Source organism: Microbacterium oxydans (genome assembly GCF_900095745.1).
GTDB classification, from domain to species: domain Bacteria; phylum Actinomycetota; class Actinomycetes; order Actinomycetales; family Microbacteriaceae; genus Microbacterium; species Microbacterium oxydans_B.
Genome location: NZ_FMIR01000006.1, coordinates 85,642 through 104,309, shown reverse-complemented (window position 1 = coordinate 104,309; position 18,668 = coordinate 85,642). Strand labels below are relative to the sequence as shown.

General features: G+C 65.5%; 18 protein-coding genes. 10 read left to right on the top strand and 8 right to left on the bottom strand.

The window, feature by feature from the left end; all coding sequences use genetic code 11:
* Nucleotides 1–14: 14 nt before the first annotated feature.
* From BQ2383_RS01285 to dnaA, 4 genes are all read right to left on the bottom strand, one after another.
* Complete coding sequence (locus tag BQ2383_RS01285; RefSeq protein ID WP_029264204.1) at nucleotides 15–518, bottom strand: DUF721 domain-containing protein; 504 nt, start codon at nucleotides 516–518, stop codon at nucleotides 15–17.
* A complete protein-coding gene (gene recF, locus BQ2383_RS01280) occupies nucleotides 511–1,704 on the bottom strand; it encodes a DNA replication/repair protein RecF (protein WP_091028063.1) in 1,194 nt (397 codons plus the stop codon). Before recF ends, BQ2383_RS01285 begins: the two co-directional genes overlap by 8 nt.
* A gap of 212 nt (nucleotides 1,705–1,916) precedes the next feature.
* Nucleotides 1,917–3,059 (bottom strand): DNA polymerase III subunit beta, encoded by a 1,143-nt coding sequence (dnaN, locus tag BQ2383_RS01275; RefSeq protein ID WP_091028059.1) that lies wholly within the window; start codon nucleotides 3,057–3,059, stop codon nucleotides 1,917–1,919.
* 494 nt (nucleotides 3,060–3,553) lie between these two features.
* Nucleotides 3,554–4,822, bottom strand: a complete 1,269-nt coding sequence (gene dnaA, locus BQ2383_RS01270; RefSeq protein WP_432206331.1) for a chromosomal replication initiator protein DnaA — start codon at nucleotides 4,820–4,822, stop codon at nucleotides 3,554–3,556.
* 438 nt (nucleotides 4,823–5,260) lie between these two features.
* On the opposite strand from dnaA, the gene rpmH reads away from it, so the two are divergent.
* The 10 genes from rpmH to BQ2383_RS01220 all read left to right on the top strand — a co-directional run bounded on the left by rpmH (nucleotide 5,261) and on the right by BQ2383_RS01220 (nucleotide 13,272).
* Nucleotides 5,261–5,398, top strand: coding sequence for a 50S ribosomal protein L34 (gene rpmH / locus BQ2383_RS01265; RefSeq protein ID WP_013584598.1), 138 nt, complete (start codon nucleotides 5,261–5,263; stop codon nucleotides 5,396–5,398).
* A gap of 6 nt (nucleotides 5,399–5,404) precedes the next feature.
* Complete coding sequence (gene rnpA, locus BQ2383_RS01260) at nucleotides 5,405–5,761, top strand: ribonuclease P protein component (RefSeq protein WP_091028051.1); 357 nt, start codon at nucleotides 5,405–5,407, stop codon at nucleotides 5,759–5,761.
* Nucleotides 5,758–6,108 (top strand): membrane protein insertion efficiency factor YidD, encoded by a 351-nt coding sequence (yidD, locus tag BQ2383_RS01255; RefSeq protein WP_091028049.1) that lies wholly within the window; start codon nucleotides 5,758–5,760, stop codon nucleotides 6,106–6,108. Before rnpA ends, yidD begins: the two co-directional genes overlap by 4 nt.
* A 3-nt stretch (nucleotides 6,109–6,111) precedes the next feature.
* Nucleotides 6,112–7,182, top strand: a complete 1,071-nt coding sequence (gene yidC / locus BQ2383_RS01250; protein WP_091028046.1) for a membrane protein insertase YidC — start codon at nucleotides 6,112–6,114, stop codon at nucleotides 7,180–7,182.
* The gene (locus BQ2383_RS01245) at nucleotides 7,179–7,670 is read left to right on the top strand and encodes a protein jag (RefSeq protein ID WP_091028043.1); all 492 of its coding nucleotides are present in this window, start codon (nucleotides 7,179–7,181) and stop codon (nucleotides 7,668–7,670) included. Before yidC ends, BQ2383_RS01245 begins: the two co-directional genes overlap by 4 nt.
* 36 nt (nucleotides 7,671–7,706) lie before the next feature.
* Nucleotides 7,707–8,327 carry a 16S rRNA (guanine(527)-N(7))-methyltransferase RsmG gene (gene rsmG, locus BQ2383_RS01240; RefSeq protein ID WP_091028039.1) on the top strand — a complete coding sequence of 207 codons (621 nt, stop codon included), beginning with the start codon at nucleotides 7,707–7,709 and terminating at the stop codon, nucleotides 8,325–8,327.
* Nucleotides 8,328–9,568: 1,241 nt separating this feature from the next.
* Nucleotides 9,569–10,444, top strand: coding sequence for a ParA family protein (locus BQ2383_RS01235; RefSeq protein ID WP_237682582.1), 876 nt, complete (start codon nucleotides 9,569–9,571; stop codon nucleotides 10,442–10,444).
* Complete coding sequence (locus BQ2383_RS01230; protein WP_091028033.1) at nucleotides 10,444–11,415, top strand: ParB/RepB/Spo0J family partition protein; 972 nt, start codon at nucleotides 10,444–10,446, stop codon at nucleotides 11,413–11,415. The genes BQ2383_RS01235 and BQ2383_RS01230 overlap by 1 nt, the downstream gene beginning before the upstream one ends.
* A 63-nt stretch (nucleotides 11,416–11,478) precedes the next feature.
* Nucleotides 11,479–12,927 carry a sugar porter family MFS transporter gene (locus BQ2383_RS01225; RefSeq protein WP_205829379.1) on the top strand — a complete coding sequence of 483 codons (1,449 nt, stop codon included), beginning with the start codon at nucleotides 11,479–11,481 and terminating at the stop codon, nucleotides 12,925–12,927.
* Between the two features lie 9 nt (nucleotides 12,928–12,936).
* Entirely contained in the window at nucleotides 12,937–13,272 is a 336-nt protein-coding gene (locus BQ2383_RS01220) for a hypothetical protein (RefSeq protein WP_017829903.1), read from the top strand.
* Between the two features lie 63 nt (nucleotides 13,273–13,335).
* Here BQ2383_RS01220 and trxA read toward each other — a convergent pair whose 3' ends face one another.
* The 4 genes from trxA to BQ2383_RS01200 form a co-directional block, all read right to left on the bottom strand.
* Nucleotides 13,336–13,659: a thioredoxin gene (gene trxA, locus BQ2383_RS01215; RefSeq protein WP_021201395.1), complete on the bottom strand. Its 324-nt coding sequence runs from the start codon at nucleotides 13,657–13,659 to the stop codon at nucleotides 13,336–13,338.
* 66 nt (nucleotides 13,660–13,725) lie between these two features.
* Nucleotides 13,726–14,700: a thioredoxin-disulfide reductase gene (trxB, locus tag BQ2383_RS01210; RefSeq protein ID WP_091028028.1), complete on the bottom strand. Its 975-nt coding sequence runs from the start codon at nucleotides 14,698–14,700 to the stop codon at nucleotides 13,726–13,728.
* 119 nt (nucleotides 14,701–14,819) lie between these two features.
* The gene (gene murJ / locus BQ2383_RS01205) at nucleotides 14,820–16,436 is read right to left on the bottom strand and encodes a murein biosynthesis integral membrane protein MurJ (protein WP_091027976.1); all 1,617 of its coding nucleotides are present in this window, start codon (nucleotides 16,434–16,436) and stop codon (nucleotides 14,820–14,822) included.
* The gene (locus tag BQ2383_RS01200; protein ID WP_091027973.1) at nucleotides 16,429–18,606 is read right to left on the bottom strand and encodes a DUF6049 family protein; all 2,178 of its coding nucleotides are present in this window, start codon (nucleotides 18,604–18,606) and stop codon (nucleotides 16,429–16,431) included. Before BQ2383_RS01200 ends, murJ begins: the two co-directional genes overlap by 8 nt.
* Between the last annotated feature and the right edge of the window lie 62 nt (nucleotides 18,607–18,668).

The window sequence follows — 18,668 nt, the reverse complement described above, 5'->3', positions numbered from 1 at the left end:
CCATTCGTGGTGTCCTACCCGTAAGTGTCGCGCGGGCCCCGTCCTGGAACGACTCTGGGGCCCCATTTCCAGGAGGGGACGTCCGGCCCGATGAAGCGGAGGTTCTCCACACCCGCATCCGGATACCGTCGCCCGATCTCGGTGAGAATCGTCGCGCGCATGAACTGGAGGTTCTTCGCCCACGCCGTGGAATCGCACTTCACGGTGAGCAAACCGCGCTCGAGCGAGACCGGTTCGGAGTGCTTCGCGGTGTCGGCGCCCGCCAGATCGGCCCACTGCCGGACCAGGTCCTCGCGGGCGAGCGTGATCTGCCAGCCGGAGTCCCGACTCAGCTTGTCGAGCACCGCGCCGAGTGCACCCGGATCCCGACCCGGAGTGAACGGCGCGTTGTCGTCGTCGGTGACGATGCGGCGCTTGCGCTTCCAGCTCTTCGAACTCGGCTGCAAACCGCGCAGACGCAGGTACGTTCCCACGGTTTCGGGCACCTCGACAGGCGGGGTCGATGCGGCGTCAGTCATCCGCTGCCTCCCGCTCATCGCTGATCGTCCCGGCGTTGATGCGCACCACGTGGGCATGCAGCACCTCGGGGATATCCTCCTCCACCGCTGCGGTCACCACCACCTGCTCGTAACCGGCCGTGAGGGTCGCGAGGCGCTGTCGCCGATCGGCATCGAGCTCGGCGAAGACATCGTCGAGGATCAGGACCGGGTCTCCCGCCGGGGACTCGCTGCGCAAGAGCTCGGCCGACGCCAGTCGAAGAGCGAGTGCCACCGACCACGACTCCCCATGCGAGGCGTAGCCCTTCACCGGAAGATCGCGCACACGCAGCATCAGGTCGTCGCGGTGCGGACCGGTGAGCGTGAGCCCTCGATCGATCTCGGTCGACCGTTTCGCCGCCAGCGATGCGCGGAACAACTCGGCGATGTGCTGCTGATCACCGAGCTTGGCGACGGCCGGTGCTTCGTCCGCATCCGTCGCTGCGTCGTCGTCTTCCTCCGGATCAGCGCCGCCGACCGACAACGCCCACTCCAACTGCGGACGATGGTCGGCCCCGGCGATGGCTTCGTAGGCGTCGGCCACCGGCTGCTGAAGATCGGCAGCCAACCGCTGCCGCGCCGTGATGATCTCGGATCCCAGTGAGACGAGCTTGTCGTCCCAGACATCGAGGGTGCTCAGCCCTTCTCCGCGGATGCCGCGAGCTCTCGCTGACTTGAGCAGAGCATTGCGCTGCTTGAGCACACGGTCATAGTCCGCGAGGACCGCCGAGATGCGAGGAATGCGCTGGATGAGGAGCTGATCCATGAATCGGCGACGCGCAGACGGATCGCCGCGCACTATCTGCAGGTCTTCCGGGGCGAAGAGCACGACATGCGCGTAGCGCGGAAGCTCGTTCGGCTTCGACGGCGAGCCGTTGATGCGGGCCTTGTTCGAGCCCTGCCGGTTCACCTGCACCTCGGCGAGAACGCGCCGTTCGCCATGCGAGAGTCGCGCACGGATGATCGCGAACTCCTGCCCATCGCGCACCATCGGCGCATCCGACGACACCCGGTGCGAACCGAGAGTGGCGAGGAACACCACCGCCTCAGCCAGATTCGTCTTGCCCTGCCCATTGCGACCCACCAGCACGTTCGGGCCGCGGTGGAGGGCGAGTTCAGCGGTCGCGTAATTACGGAAATCGACCAGACTCAGGTGCTCCACAATCACGGAGTCAGCCTATCTTCGGGGTCTGACACTTGTTCTTCTCTGGTGTTCGCGCGTGGGTCGTGGGTGAGGACGCACCCTTCGCTCGCAGAGCGGGTTCCCTCCCACTTCGTGGGTCCCTCCCGATGCTCGCTCCGGGAGCATCCTCACCCGCGACGGTTCGTAGATCGGCTGACGGCTGATCCGGGAACGTTTCGGGTAGGAGGGAGAAGAGATCAGCGGAGGAGGAGGTTCGGCTGAAGAAGGTACTTGAACGAGTCGAGACCGGCCTGATCGACCGAGGTCTGGCTCGTGATGAGCACGGGGCTGAGCTTGTTGGCGTTGTCGCTCGACGTGAACGTCACGCGGACGAACTCGCTCTTCACCGCACCGAGCGCTTCGATCAGGTACTGCGGGTTCAGGCCGAGCGTGACCTCGTCGCCGCCGGAAAGGATCGCGTCGACCGACTCGGAAGCCCTGGCGTGCTCGCTACCCGAAGCATCCATCGTCACGCTGTCGCTCGAGAACGTGAATCGCAGCGGCGCGGCACGGTCGAGCACGAGCGACACACGCCGGACGGCCTCGACGAGATCGGCGGTGTTGACGACCGCGTAGTGGTCGGTCTGCTCGGGGAAGAGACGGCGGACGGGCGGGAAGTTGCCCTTGATCAGCAGTGATGTGACGGTCTTGTTGCCGGCGGTGAAGGCGATGATCTCGCGGTCGCCCGCTCCGGAGAAGGCGATCTGGATGGTGCCGGCGTGGCCGAAGGTCTTTCCGACCTCGAGCAGCGTGCGTGCCGGAACCAGTGCGGTTGCCTCGACGGATTCGCCGTCCCACGGCACATCGCGGAGCGAGACACGGTAGCGGTCGGTGGCGACGAGGCTGAGGCTGTGGCCCGACACCTCGAGCTGCACACCCGTGAGCACCGGGGTCACGTCGTCGCGGGAAGCCGCGAAACCGACCTGCGAGATCGCCGTGCCGAAGTCATCCGCAGGAACGACGCCGGACGATCCGCTCACCTCGGGGATCGACGGGTATTCCTCGACTGGCATGGCAGCGAGCGTGAATCGAGCGGAGCCGCAGGTGACGGTGATCCCACCGTCTTCTTCGACCGCGATCTCGATCGGAGCATTCGGAAGGCGGCTGGCGATGTCGGAGAGAAGTCGACCGTGCACGAGGATCGTGCCGGGAGTCTCGACGGTGGCTTCGATGGTCGTACGTGCGGAGGCCTCGTAGTCGAAGGCGGAGAGTGTGAGTCCGGAACCGTCTGCCTCGATCAGCACTCCGGCCAGGATCGGCTGCGGATTGCGCTGCGGCAGAAGCTTGACGACGAACGAGACAGCCTCGCTGAAGACATCGCGGTTGACCTGAAACCTCACTGGTGCTCCCTTGTCGTCGAACTGTGACGCGTTGTCGTCGGCCCTGCCGGTGCAGGGCTTCCCATGCTAGCCCCCAGTCCGGTCTGTTCCCTACGTCGGAGTTCTTGTCGTTCGTTCGACGGTTCTCCCCACCGTCTGGTGATGGGATCGCGCCTTGAAAGACTTAACTCCTTAACGGTGTTAACAGCTGTGGATACTGTGGATAACTCGGTGGATAGCAAGAGCGAGTAAGGAACTACACGCTTGTCAGTTGTGGAATCCCTGAGGAATCCGGGGGCTACGGCCGACTGGGGGTGCGGAGGCTCCCCCAGAGTTATCCACAGGTTTGACCGATTGGCCCACATTCGTCCCGACCTGAGTGACAGTCATCCACAAGTTATCCACATGTGCATAGAGGCATCTTTCCGCGGCCGGGAATGCCTGTCCGGACGCGAAAAGGGGGACTCAGCACCCCTTCGGATGCCGAGTCCCCCTCATGCCCGCGTGTCGCGGCGTCAGCGTCGCCCGAGCTGCGTCGTGATCTCGGTGACCTGGTTGTAGATCGAACGTCGCTCTTTCATGAGCTCACTGATCTTCTTGTACGCGTACATGACGGTGGTGTGGTCACGGTTGCCGAACAGCTGACCGATCTTCGGCAGGGACAGACTGGTGCGCTCACGACAGAGGTACATGGCGATCTGCCGAGCGGTGGCGATCTGCTGCGACCGACTCGAGCCGTAGAGGTCGTCGACCGTGAGCTTGAAGTACTGTGCCGTGGCGGTGATGATGTCCGTCGGCGAGATGATGTTGTCCTCGGCCGTGTCGATGATGTCGCGGAGTACGGTCTGAGCCAGCGAGATGTCGAGTGCCGATCGATTCAGGCTGGCGAACGCCGACACCCGGATCAGGGCTCCCTCGAGCTCACGGATGTTCGACGAGACGACGGTGGCGATGTACTCGAGGACCTCGTCCGGGATGTGCAGTGCCTCGCTCTGCGCCTTCTTCCGAAGGATCGCGATGCGTGTCTCCAGGTCCGGCGCCTGAACGTCGGTGATCAGACCCCATTCGAAGCGGCTGCGCATCCGGTCTTCGAAGCCGGTGAGGTGTTTCGGGGCGACGTCGCTGGTGATCACGACCTGCTTGTTGTGATCGTGAAGCGTGTTGAAGGTGTGGAAGAAGGCTTCCTGCGTCTCCGCCCGCCCCTGCAGGAACTGGATGTCGTCGATCAGGAGGATGTCGACATCGCGGTATCTGGCCTGGAACGCGGCGCCACGGTTGTTCGCGATCGAGTTGATGAAGTCATTGGTGAACTCCTCACTCGAGACGTAGCGAACCTTGACCCCCGCATAGAGGGACTGTGCGTAGTCGCCGATCGCGTGGAGGAGGTGTGTTTTGCCGAGGCCGGAGTCGCCGTAGATGAACAGGGGGTTGTAGGCCTTCGCCGGGGCTTCGGCCACAGCGACGGCTGCCGCGTGGGCGAAGCGGTTGGACTGGCCGATCACGAAGTTGTCGAAGGTGTACTTCGGGTTGAGCCGCGACTCATGGCGCAGCTGTGTCGGCTGCTCCATGGGCGACTCCACGCGGATCTGCTCGTGTCGCCCGAAGTCGCCGACCGCGATCGGAGCCGCCTGCTGCTCGGCGAGCTCGTGGTTGACCACGACTCGATAGGAGGTGACCTCGTCGCCGATGTGCGAGAGCGCCTCCATGATGGGCAGCCGCAGGCGCTTGTTGATCTGCGCGGCGGTGAGGTCGTTCGGCACCTCGAGGTAGAGCGTCGCGGACATGACCCCGGCCGGGACGGCCAGACTCAGAAAGCCTTGTAGCTGGGGAGTGACGCGATCGTCATCGACCAGAAGCTCCTGCACCGTGGTCCAGATGGGGACGTCGGGCTGGGCAGGTGATGACATGACGCTCCGGACGAGGAATCGAGGCGGGGTCGACGTGCTGTGCCCCTGTGGATAACTTAGGATGCCACGGTAGTCACCGCGGCTGTGAACGGCAACCTGCCCTGGAAAATACGCGCGCGTGTTGTGCTCGTCGGGCGCGCCTCGGTTGTGGATAATGGCTGTGCGGTTCGTGCCGGTGTCCGATCACGGAAGCGCGCAGATTTGCTCTGCGCGCCGGTAAGACGTACCCTAAGTCGGTTGACTTATGCCTTTTTCGGCAGTTCCCCATGTCTCCGGTCGAAGTGAATCCGGTGGCAGCATTCCCGGAGTGATTCCATGAGCAAGCGCACCTTCCAGCCCAACAACCGTCGTCGCGCCAAGAAGCACGGCTTCCGTGCCCGCATGCGTACGCGTGCCGGCCGCGGCATCCTCGCTGCCCGCCGTGCGAAGGGCCGCACCGAGCTCTCCGCGTAGTCCACTGTGCTCGCCCGCCCGTATCGGCTGACCCGCGGGAGCGACTACCGTCTGGTCGTTCGACGCGGATCCCGTTGTGGCGGGGCGCGCGTCATCACCTCGGTGCTGACGACGGGCGAGAGCAGGGCCGCGAGGTTCGGATTCATCATCAGTAAGCAGGTAGGCACCGCTGTGGTGCGCAACACCGTGCGTCGGCGACTCAAAGCCGTCTGTGCGGAGTCGCTCGCGCGCGTTCCTGAGGGCACGGATGTCGTCATCCGTGCCCTTCCTGCGTCGGCGACCGCCTCCTTCGCGGAACTGCGCGCCGATGTCGATCGCTGTCTGAGCAGACTCGCGCCGGTGCCGGCCGCGGTGTCGGCATGACCGCTCTGCCGGCCTCGTCCATCGGGACGGCGCACATGCAGTCGCAGGATGTGCTGCGCAGCGTTCCTCTGGTTCCCCGCAATCTGGTGCTGGGGTTCCTCACCGCGTACCGCAAGGTGATCTCCCCGATGCATGGAGATGTCTGTGCGTACTACCCCAGCTGTTCCGCCTACGCTGTAGGTGCGGTGCAGCAGCACGGCGCGGTGAAGGGGGCGATGCTCTCGGCATGGCGCATCCTCCGCTGCAATCCCTGGACCAGCGGTGGCGTCGACGACGTCCGTCCGCATGAACACTTCCGCTACGACCTGACTGCACACGGTTTCGTCGTCCCTTCCCGAAAGGACTGATCGGTGGGTCTTGACCTTCTGCTAGCCAGCTCCACTCCCAGCGACGCCCCCGCTGCAGGTGGGTTCGATCTGCTCGGCACCATCCTCTGGCCGCTGAAGTGGGTGGTCGAGCTGATCCTCGTCGCCTGGCACTGGCTCCTGACGTCCGTCGGTCTCCCTGCGGCATCCGGACTCACCTGGGTGCTGTCGATCGTCGGACTCGTCATCGTCGTCCGTGCTGCGCTGATCCCGCTCTTCGTGAAGCAGATCAAGAGCCAGCGAAAGATGATGGAAATCGCTCCTGAACTGCGAAAAGTTCAGGAGAAGTATCGTGGCAAGAAGGATCAGCTCTCTCGCGAGGCCATGAGCCGCGAGACCATGGGCCTCTACAAGAAGCACGGCACGACACCGATGTCGAGTTGCCTGCCGCTTCTGGTGCAGATGCCGATCTTCTTCTCCCTCTTCAGTGTTCTGAGTGACGTCAAGAAGCATGCAGAGGCAGGCATCGGCGGCGTGGGCTTGATGAGCCCCGAGCTGACGAAGGAGTTCTACGACGCCAAGCTGTTCGGTGTCGCCTCGCTGCACGAGAACCTGGGCAACGCGGTCGACGCGAAGAACACCACGGCGATCGTCATCCTGGTCACCCTCGTCGTGCTCATGATCGCTTCGCAGTTCTTCACGCAGCTGCAGATCATCTCGAAGAACCTGTCACCCGAGGCCAAGACCGGCCAGGCGTACCAGATGCAGAAGATCATGCTCTACGTTCTGCCGCTGGGCTTCATCTTCTCCGGTGTGTTCTTCCCCCTCGGCGTCGTCGTCTACTGGTTCATCTCGAACCTCTGGACCATGGGCCAGCAGTTCCTCGTCATCCGCGAAATGCCGACTCCCGGCTCGGAAGCCGCCAAGGCCCGTGAAGAGCGCCTCGCTCGCAAGGGCAAGGCGCTCGACTCCTCGGGCAAGGTCGTCCCGATGGCCGCGTACGAGGCAGAACAGCAGCGTCTGCTCGAAGAGGCTGAGAAGGCCAAGGCGGAAGCACCGAAGCGTCAGCAGCCGGTGGGCAAGAAGCGCGCGAAGAAGAAGGGGAGCGGTTCATGAGCGAGACCATGACCGAGAACACGGAGCCGACGGTTGCTCAGCTCGAGAACGAAGGCGATGTCGCGGCCGACTACCTCGAGGAGCTCCTCGATATCGCCGACATCGACGGAGACCTGAATCTCGACGTCCGTCAGGGTCGTGCCTACGTCTCGATCGAAGCCGAGGGCGACGGGCTGTCCCTGCTCTCCGCTCCGGATACCGTGCAGGCGCTGCAGGAGCTGACGCGCCTGGCGGTGCAGAGCAAGACCGGTTCATTCTCGCGACTCATCCTCGACATCGCCGGTTCGCGCGACACGCGTCGCCGCCAGCTCGAGACCCTCGTCGACGCGGCTGCCGCGAAGCTTGATGAGGGTTCGTCGCAGGCATCGCTGCCCTCCATGTCGAGCTATGAGCGCAAGCTCGTGCACGACATCGCCGCGGAGCGCGGTCTTGTCTCCGAGTCCTACGGCGAAGGCGCCGACCGGCACACGGTCCTCCGCCGTCGTTGATGTTTCACGTGAAACATCGATCTATCGCGGACGCTCATGAGTGACCTCGAGCTGGAACCGGAGATCTCCGCGGAACTGTTCGGAGATCGTATCGATGTCGCACGCGCGTTCACGGAAGCGCTCGCGCGCGAAGGTGAGGAGAGGGGACTCATCGGTCCTCTCGAGCTTCCTCGCCTGTGGACGCGGCACATCCTCAACAGCGTGATCGCCGCACCGCTCTTCCACGGTTCTGTTGCGGACATCGGATCGGGAGCAGGTCTTCCGGGGATCGTCCTCGCTATTGCTCGACCTGATGTGCAGTGGACTCTCGTCGAGCCGATGGAACGCCGCGTCACCTGGCTGAACGAGCAGGTTTCGGAACTGGGACTGACCAACACAACGGTGCTGCGGGCGCGTGCCGAAGACGTGCCCCCCGCAGCTTTCGACATCGTCACTGCCCGCGCCGTGAGCGCGCTGCGAACTCTGATCCCGATCACTGCACCGCTGGTGCGTGACGGGGGAGAACTCACTCTGCTCAAGGGTATGAATGCAGCGAACGAGATCGAAGCCGCCCAGAAGCAGATCAAGAGGTTCCGCCTCTCCGACGTGCGAGTCGAAGTATTGGGCGAGGGTGTGCTCACGGAGACGACCCGTGTCGTTCGGGCTCGCGTCCGCTGAAGTTCTCGCATCACGCCAGCGGGGTGTTTCACGTGAAACACCCCGCTTCGGAGTTTCTGGACACGCTTGTCTGCACCGATGTATCACGTGGAACATCGGGGTAGCTGCGTCGTGCCGGCCTTCTTCTCTCGCTTCATGAGGTGACCATCAGGCAGTCACCCTGTGAGCACACAGTGGTGACGGGGCTGACGTTCGAAGGATTGAAGAAGAGGTCGCGGTCCCGGGTGCGGAGTGCGCGTGGACAGTCCCCGTTCGGTTGAGGCATTCCATCCAGAGGGACAGCCGGAGCTGGTCTTGTGTGGACGTCGATGGCTGGCAGCCCATGCTCTCGGCTCCGAAGTGTCGGAGCCATCTGTGCCCTGCGCGCGCGTTCGGCGTCTACGCGATCCACGATGTTTCACGTGAAACGGCGCGGTGCGGCGTAGGGAGATGTCCCTGCTTCATAGATGTCCCTGTCCCGTGGGGTCGTATCCGCATGTCGATCATGGGCGTGGTTTCGGGGAGGTAATTGACACCGTGCCGATCGCGACAGAGGGAGGAATGCGCAGGCAACTCTTCCGGCAGTTGCGATTGTCGGGCTGCGTGCTTCGAGTCGACCTCGGTATCGGTTGTGTCGGACGGCTCCTCTGAACCGGAGCGCCGCTGGTCGGATAGTGCGCTCCTCGAGCATTAGTGCCGTGTTGATCGCGGGTCTGATGGCGTGGAGACGAGCCTCACCACCGGAAACAGGGGGAGGGGGAGGGATGCGCGGCGAATGCCTGCACGTCGTGCTTAGCCAAGCGGATGTTTCACGTGAAACGGACGTGTCTGCTCGAGAACTCGCAGGATTCTCGCGCGCCGACAAGCGCCAGGGAGCCTCCAGGCGCCGTTGACCATTCTCCGCATTCGTGGTCGCGATCGGGCATGGCCCCGCCCTTCGAACAGCCAACAGGGGTCGCCCTTCCGGCATCCGACCTTTCTCGCTCGGGATCGGCTGAAGGCGGTGAATCGGTCCTTGTTTCACGTGAAACATTGGTCTGGGCCACTCCGCGGTGGGGTCCTGGCCCGCGCACCGCCCCGCCCCGCCATGGTCTCCACCACAAGCTGATTGTGGGAGTTCGGGCTCGTGGGTCGGCTTTCCCACAAGTGGGCTCACGTAAGCCGGTGTCGCCCGCAGCGATTAGAGTGGAACGCGGCCCCGAAAGGAGTGGATGTTTCACGTGAAACAATCCGAGAAGACATCGGCGAACGAATCGTTCGGGATGGATACGCCGCTCGCGCGGGAGATTGCCGACCTTTCGGCTCGGAGGCGCGCGCTGGAAGCCGCGTCGGTCGAGTTCACGGGTGAGACGCGCGTGCTGACGGTGTCGAACCAGAAGGGCGGCGTCGGTAAGACCACGACGGCCGTGAATGTCGCCTCCGCCCTCGCGGGCCTGGGGGCGAAGGTCCTCGTCATCGACCTCGACCCGCAGGGCAATGCCTCGACCGCGCTGGGTGTTCCGCACAGTGCCGACATCCCCAGCGTTTACGACGTCCTCATCGAGGAGGTGCCCCTCGCTGACATCGTGCAGCCCAGTCCGGAAGACCCGAACCTGTTCTGCGCACCCAGCACCATCCACCTTGCGGGCGCGGAGATCGAACTCGTCGCGCAGGTGGCCCGTGAGCACCGACTGCGTCGCGCACTGGTGGACTACCTCGCCGACAACCCGATGGACTACGTCATCATCGACTGCCCGCCGTCACTGGGTCTGCTCACGATCAACGCCTTCACAGCGGCATCCGAGGTGTTCATCCCGATCCAGTGCGAGTACTACGCGCTGGAAGGGCTGAGCCAGCTGCTCGGCAGCATCCAGATGATCCAGAAGCACCTGAATCCCGACCTGCATCTCTCCACCATCCTGCTGACCATGTTCGACGGCCGCACCCGGCTCGCCCAGCAGGTTGCGGAAGAGGTGCGCACGCACTTCCCGGATCAGGTGCTGGAGACGGTGATTCCGCGATCGGTCCGGGTGTCTGAAGCGCCGAGCTTCGGACAGACCGTGATCGCCTATGACGGACAATCCGCCGGTGCCATCGCCTACCGCGAAGCCGCCGTCGAGATCGCATCGCGAACCGCGACGCAGAGCAAGGAGAAATGATGGCCAAGCGCACTGGACTGGGTCGGGGTATCGGAGCCCTGATCCCCACGGCTGATCAGGCGGAGCGTCCCGTCGATGTCTTCTTCCCCGGCGCGAGCCTGCGGCCGGCTGCCGCGGAGGCGACCATCGGGCCGGATGCCGAGGCCCCCGCGCTGGAAGAGGTGCCCGGGATCCATCTGGTCCAGGTGGACCCAAATGCGATCGTCCCGAACCCCCGCCAGCCGCGGACGCACTTCAACCCGGAAGACCTGGCGGAGCTGGTGCACAGCGTGCGCGAGTTCGGAGTGCTGCAGCCCGTGGTCGTTCGCAAGAACACCGAGGGCGAGTACGAGCTGATCATGGGGGAGCGGCGTACCCGCGCCGCTCGTGAGGCAGGACTCGAGACGATTCCCGCCATCGTGCGCGAGACGGCCGATGAGGATCTCCTTCGCGATGCCCTGCTCGAGAACCTGCACCGGTCCGAGCTCAACCCGCTGGAAGAAGCGTCTGCGTACCAGCAGCTTCTGGAGGACTTCGGCATCACTCAGGAGGAGCTGGCCACGCGCATCGGCCGCTCGCGTCCCCAGATCAGCAACACGATCCGACTCCTGAAGCTGCCCGTCCCGGTGCAGCAGCGCGTCGCTGCCGGCGTGCTCACAGCAGGCCACGCCCGCGCGATCCTCAGCCTCGAGAATCCCGAATCGATGCAGCGTCTCGCCGACAAGGTCGTGAACGAAGACCTCTCCGTGCGCGCCACGGAAGAGGCCGCCAAGTCGCAGCCCTCGGCCGGCAAGACGACGAAAGCGACTCCCGGAGCACGACGGGCGTACCTCGACGAGGTCGCCGGCAAGCTCGGTGATCGGCTGAACACCCGCGTCAAGATCGCACTCGGCGCACGAAAAGGCCAGGTCACAATCGATTTCGCTTCGATCCAGGACCTCAATCGCATTCTCGAGGAACTCGGCGAGAGCGGCTACGGCTCCGCCGGGTAACACCCACCGTCGTCCGCCCTTCATCTAGACTCGCGTCATCTTGACGTCGAGGGGGAGTCAGTCATGTCCAGAGCATCAGGTCCAGCTGCCATCAAGCGCCGTGTGATCGCGGTGAGCGTCGCGGCGGCGCTAGGTGGTTTCCTTTTCGGATTCGACACCGCCGTGATCAACGGAGCGGTCGACGCTCTCGCCGGTGACGTCTCCGGCTTCGACCTCGGAACCGCACTGAAGGGCTTCGCCGTCTCGTCGGCCCTCATCGGTTGCGCCGTGGGTGCCTGGTTCGCGGGACCGGTGTCGAACAAGTACGGGCGCATCCCTGTGATGGTGGTCGCCGCGGCGATGTTCTTCATCTCGGCGATCGGATCCGGACTCGCGTTCGGCGTCATCGATCTGATCGTCTGGCGCGTGATCGGCGGCCTCGGAGTCGGCGCGGCATCGGTCATCGCCCCCGCCTACATCGCGGAGGTCTCGCCGGCCGCGGTGCGCGGGCGCCTCGGATCGCTGCAGCAGCTCGCGATCGTGACCGGTATCTTCGCGGCGCTCCTCTCCGACGCGCTGCTCGCCAACCTCGCCGGGGCCGCCGACCAGCCGCTCTGGGGGCTCACCGCCTGGCGATGGATGTTCATGGTCGCCGCGATCCCCGCCCTCGTCTACGGGCTCATGTCGCTGCGACTGCCGGAATCGCCGCGGTATCTGGTGCGCAAGGGCGAATTGGAGCGGGCGGCCAAGGTGCTGGAGACCGTCACCGGGACCGTCGACACCGACGCGAAGATCAAGGAGATCACCGGGACGATCAACACGGAGCGATCCGAGTCGCTCCGGGACCTTCGGGGCAACCGCTTCGGGTTGAAGCCGATCGTCTGGATCGGCATCCTGCTCTCGGTGTTCCAGCAGTTCGTCGGCATCAATGTGATCTTCTACTACTCGACGACCCTGTGGCAGTCGGTCGGGTTCGACGAGTCGAGCGCTCTGCTCACCTCCGTCATCACGTCGGTGACGAACATCGTCGTGACGATCGTCGCCATCCTGCTGGTCGACAAGATCGGGCGACGGATCATGCTCCTCGTGGGCTCCGTCGGTATGACGGTGACGCTGGGGCTCATGGCCGTCGCGTTCTCGTTCGGCACGCTGAATGCCGAGGGCACGGCGACGCTCCCCGACCCGTGGGCGACTGTCGCACTGGTCTGCGCGAACGGCTTCGTGGTGTTCTTCGGCGCGAGCTGGGGGCCGCTGGTCTGGGTGCTGCTGGGCGAGATCTTCCCGAACTCCATCCGCGCCGGCGCTCTCGCGGTGGCTGCGGCAGCGCAGTGGGTCGCGAACTTCTTCATCTCGACCACGTTCCCGGCCTTCGCCGAGATCGGACTCACGTTCGCGTACGGCTTCTACGCGTTCTTCGCGCTCCTGTCGTTCTTCTTCGTGTTCTTCAAGGTTCCTGAGACCAAGGGCAAAGAGCTCGAGGAGATGACCGAGAACATGAAGGTCGTGCGACGCGGGCGCCCGCAGCAGACGTAGGCTTGTTGCATGACCGAGTCCGTTCAGCGCCGCGCCAGCCTGGAAGTGCTGCGCGCGGAGGCCGCCGACGAACTCGCGGTTCTCATCCAGGAGCGACTCCTCGGCGGGGAAGACCCCTGGGAGTTCATGGAGGAGTTGCCGAGCGTCGACGAGTTGGTCGTCTACCTTCTGCGCGCTGACAACATCAACGCGAACGACGGAGTGCGCCCCAACGCCGCTCGGCACTACCGTGTGCTGCGTCAGATCGCACTGGAGTACCCCGAGCTCACCTCGGCCGTCTGGGGGCTTCTCGACGAGAAGCAGCGTCATCGACGCTGGGACCCCAGCGTCGCCGACGCCTCCTGACCGCCTGAGGACACGAAAAGGCCGCCACCCCCGGGGGATGGCGGCCTTTTCGACGTCAGAGGATCAGCCGATGAATGCGGCGAGGTCCTTCTCGAGCGCGAACTTCGGCTTCGCACCGATGATGGTCGTCTTGACCTCACCACCGTGGAAGACCTTCATCGCCGGGATCGACGTGATCTGATACTTCATCGCCAGCTCGGGGTTCTCGTCGACGTTGAGCTTGAGGATGGTGATCTTGTCGGGGTTGTCGGCCTGGATCTCGTCCAGAACCGGCGCGACCATGCGACACGGACCACACCACTCAGCCCAGAAGTCCACCAGCACCGGACCGTCGGCCTGCAGAACGTCCTGCTCCCAGGTCGCCTGGCTCGTAGCCTTTGCACTCATCAGAGTTCTCCTTGATTGGGGTTCGCCTGCTACAACAGCAGACGAGCGAAAAGTGTTCCCGCCGCCTCAGGCGACGATGATCTCAGCGGCCTCTGCGGCCGGCACCTCGACCGAGGCATCCTCGAGATCCGCGAGGAAGTGCTCCGCATCCAGGGCCGCGATCGTTCCGGTGCCGGCAGCCGTGATGGCCTGGCGGTAGGTGGGGTCGATCACGTCGCCGGCGGCGAACACACCGGGAACCGAGGTCTTCGACGAGCGGCCGTCGACCCAGATGGTGCCCTCGGGCGTCAGCTCGAGCTTGTCGTGCACGAGGTGCGTGCGCGGGTCGTTGCCGATCGCGATGAAGAGTCCGTCGATGGGAAGGTCGCTGAGCGTGCCGTCGATCGTGTTGCGCAGCTGCACACCGGAGACGGAGTCGCCACCGAGGACCTCGGCGACCTCGCTGTTCCACACGAACTCGATCTTCTCGTTCGCGAACGCGCGCTCCTGCATGATCTTCGAGGCCCGCAGGGTGTCCTTGCGGTGGATCACGTAGACCTTGGAGGCGAAGCGCGTGAGGAATGTCGCCTCTTCCATCGCGGAGTCGCCACCGCCGACGACGGCGATCGTCTTCTCACGGAAGAAGAAACCGTCGCAGGTGGCGCACCAGGAGACGCCGTAGCCGGAGAGGCGCTCCTCGCCGGCGATGTCGAGCTTGCGGTAGGCCGAGCCGGTCGCGTAGATCAGGGACTGGGTCTCGTGCACCGCGCCGGAGCCGAGCGTGACCGTCTTGACGGGGCCGGCGAGGTCGAGCTCGGTGACGTCGTCGTAGAGGACCTCGGTACCGAACTTCTCGGCCTGCTCCTGGAACTTCGCCATCAGCTCAGGACCCTGGATGCCCTCGGGGAAGCCCGGGTAGTTCTCGACCTCGGTGGTGTTCATGAGCTCGCCGCCGACCTCGACCGAACTCGCGATGAGCAGCGGCTTGAGGTTCGCCCTGGCCGCGTAGATGGCAGCCGTGAATCCGGCGGGGCCGGAGCCGATGATGATGACCTGACGCATGTGCTCTCCGTCTTAGAAACTGCGGTCGAATGACCTTCGACTGCTTCAACCCATGGTAACCGCGGGGCATTCCCTCAGCAGTGTGCGCCACCGGGCTGGGAGACGCCTCCGTGCGCGGATCAGCGGCCGGGCAGGAAACGACGCACGAGGCCGCCGGCCGCCTTGAGCTCCGGGGCGCGCATGAGGGCGAGGATCGCGACGTAGACGACCACGACCGTGAGGCCGATGATCGCGGTGCCGACGGCTCCCTGGATCTTGTCGGCCATCGTCCAGCCCGCGGTACCGCCCAGGAGTGCGAAAGCGCCCCATCCGGCCAGACCCGCGGGGACGCCGGCAACCGCGAAGCGACCGATGGCTGACATCCAGGAGCGGATTCGCAGGCCGCCGATCTTTCGGTGCAGCAGCCAGGTGGCCACGACCGTCTGCAGGATGCTGGCGAGCGACTGTCCGAGCGCGACCGCAGCGGCGAGAGCGGTGATCGGGATGATGCCCGCCTCGCGCATCCCGAGCGCGATGAGGGCGGTGACCACGATGAGGACGCACTGGAAGATCGTGAACCAGAACGGGGTACGTGTGTCGTCGTACGCGTAGAACGTGCGCTGGACGATGAACAGGATCGTGAGCGGGATGAGGCCGACGAGGTAAGCGATCAGCACCAGAGCCGCCGCCTGGGCATCCGCCGCCGAGTCGGTGAACACGCGCGAGGCGGGAATGGCCGCGGCCGCGACGGCGGCGGTGGCTGCGACGATGAAGAACAACAGAGTACGGATGCTTCGTGCGATGTCGGCGCGGACCTCATCGTCGCGCCCGGCAGCGGCGTGCCCACTGATCTGAGTGAAGTAGGGAGTGCCGATCGAAAGCACGATCACTGAGTACGGGAGCATGAAGATGAGCCAGGCGTTCGCCGTCACCGTGGCGGAGGCACCGAGACCGGCGACCTCACTGACGATGTAACCCTGAAGGACTCCGGCGGAGAGGCTCGCGAAAGCCATGAGGAAGGTCCAGCCCGCCAGGCGTCCGACATTGCCCAGACCCACACCGCGCCAGTGGAAGTCGGGCTTCAGAGCGAGACCCGTTCGACGCCAGAACACCAGCAGCACGACAGCCTGCAGCGCGATGCCCAGCGTGGCCGTGGCACCAAGCAGGGTGATCATCTCCGGCGTCCAGTCCGCCGCCTTCGTGGACACCGGGCCGAAGAGAGCACCGAGTGCGAGGAAGCCGGCGATGGACACGATGTTGTTGACGACAGGCGCCCACGTGAACGGACCGAAGATCTTTCGTGCGTTGAGGGCCTCGCCGAGCATCGCGTAGAGACCGTAGAGAAGGATCTGTGGCAGGCACCAGTAGGCGAGCGCCGTGGCCAGGGCGAGAGTGGACTCGTTCGCCTTGCCGGCGACCAGATGCACCAGCCATGGCGCCGCCGCGGTCGCAATTCCCGTCACGACGACCAGAACGACGGTGCCGAGGGTGAATAGCTTGGAGATGAATGCGTTGCCGCCGTCGGCGTCCGCCGTAGCCTTGACGATCTGCGGGACGATCACGGCTGTGAGGATTCCGACCGAGATGAGAGAGAAGACGCTGTTCGGTAGCTGGTTCGCGTAGGTGAACGCATCGGCCGCTTCGGAGGCGACGGACCCGAGGACGCCGACGAGGACGATACTGCGCAGCAGGCCGGTGAGACGGGAGACGAGGGTGCCGGCGCCGATGACGGCGCTCGCGCGGCCGAGGCTACTCACGCGGGTCTTCTGTCGTGGTGGCATCCGGGCGGGCTTCCACGGCATCCTCTTCTTCCAGGGCTTCGATCTGCGCTTCGACGGCCGACTCCTCGGCTGTCTCACGGCGCTTGCGGCGCACGGTGCGGATCACACCGAGCGCGATCAGCAGCACGATGATGCCGCCGAGGACGACGAGTCCGATCGTCTCCCACTCCGCACGCACCGCGACCCTGAGCGTCTGATCGCCCTGGATCTGCACGCCCGTGGGGCTGTAGAGACTGAGTCGGAGGTCGACCTCGCCGCTGCCCACGCGAGCCGACACCGGAACCTTGATGCGTGTCGTGGACTGGGCCTGCACGATCGTCTCGTCCGGGGACCTGACCTCAAGGCGCGGATCCGTCGGCGAGACGAAGAGCTGCACTGTCACAGGCCACGGCAGGTCATTGCGCACCGCGATCGGCAGATCGGCGTTCGCCGTGAGCAGCTGAATCGTGCTGGACGGGGGGATGTTGACCGCGTCGAGAGTGGCGCTCGTCTGTGCCTGATGATCCGCGAAACCCTCGGCGAACGCGGCGGCCGATGTTCCGACCGACAGCGTGCGCAGGATCCGCATGCGTTCGGGGCTGAGCAGCACCTGCGGGTCGGCGAGGATCGACGAGAACGCGGTGAGCCGGGACTCATCGGCGAGGAGTGTCGTCACGGCGGCGGATCGCGCAGCATCCGGCTCCCCGGTGACGGTCGCCGCGGCGGGCGGGGTCGCCCGGGTCGTCGCGAGCTCGAACCCGGCGGAGTCGGCGGCGGTGATCGCGTCGCGCAGCGCGTCGGAGGAGCGGTTCTCGTCCCGGTCCAGTCCGATGAGCAGGGGAGCGGTGGGGGCCGCGCGCTGTGCCAGCTGGAGGAGGGCGGCCGCCTCGGCGAGAAGTCGCTGACGGTCGGCGGGATTCCGCGCCGCCGCCACCCGCGAGAGCACGTCGGAGGTCGCGGCATCCGTGACCAGGAGGTCGTTGCCGCCGGCTGTCGCATGAGCCGTGCTCTGTCCGCCGACCGCCGTCGAGGAGACGATCGTCGTGGTGTCGGCGCCCACGTAGCCGGCGAAGGCCGTCAGGTCGGCGGAGGTGGGGGACTGCGGCCACAGGATGTGCGGCAGAGCGCCGTCGATCGCCGTGAGCTCGTCATCGCTGGGGAGTGCCGGAGACTCCGTGGCGCTCGGGGTCGGACCGGGTGTCGCATCAGGCGCATCGGTCGGTGCGGCCGTTGCCGGGACTCCCGGGAAGTTCGCGGGATCGAGCAATGGGGTGAGAGCCCGGGGCTGCAGCAGCTCGGGCAGGCCCGCCTGCGCCTGCGCCGTCGCATCCGCATCACCGAACTGCAGCGCGAAACGCGCGTTCGGGAGGTTGTCGAGCCGTGTCAGCCAGTCGCGGGCGGTCTCCGGGGCGGCGGTGCCGAGCGCCCGGATCGCGGCGGGGATGGACGGATCGATGGCCAGCACGGCGGTCGTCCCGGCGACGCCGTCGAGCTGCGCGGTCAGGGCTCCTTCGGGAGCGGTGAGCTCCGAGAGCTCGGCGGCCGTCAGCAGTGCGCCGCCTTCCGGCGTCGCCGTGACGGGAACGAGCACCCCGACCTGCGCGGTCTGGGGGGCGGCGATCACCAGCACACTCGTCGCGGTCGCATCCACGGCCTCGGCGTCTGCGGCATCACCGGTCGAGGCGGTGAGTTCCGCGCGCAGCGGGTAGACGCCGGGCGCGAGGTCACCCAGGGTCGCCTCGGACACGAAGATCGTGGTCGTCGCCGACGCACCGCCATCGATCGGGTCGGTGTCTTCGGCGCCGATGGAGGCGAACGAACCTGTCGCCTCGCCGTCGTCGAGCCAGGTGGAGACGGCCGCAGCATCGGTGAGCGGGAGGCGATTGAGTTCGACCTCGACCTGACCCGTGGTGAGTGCCGAGTCGGTGGCGTTCTCCACGGTGACGATCGCCGACGTGGACGACCCCGGTGCGACGAGCCCGCGAAGACCGGCCGAGACATGCAGCTCGACGCTCTTCTCGTCGTCGGATTGCGCCTGATCGGCGGCGACCGCGGCGCTCGGTGCGACGAACGCACAGCCGCTCACTGCGATCGCGAGAACAGCGGTCGCTCCTGCGAGCCGTCGCAGGCGCGCACGGAGGCCGATGTCGGGGGTGATCGCGGTCATGAAGGTCTTCCTCGAACGCCCGGGAAGAGGCTGCTCGTGAGTACTGACCTAGTGATTCTAGG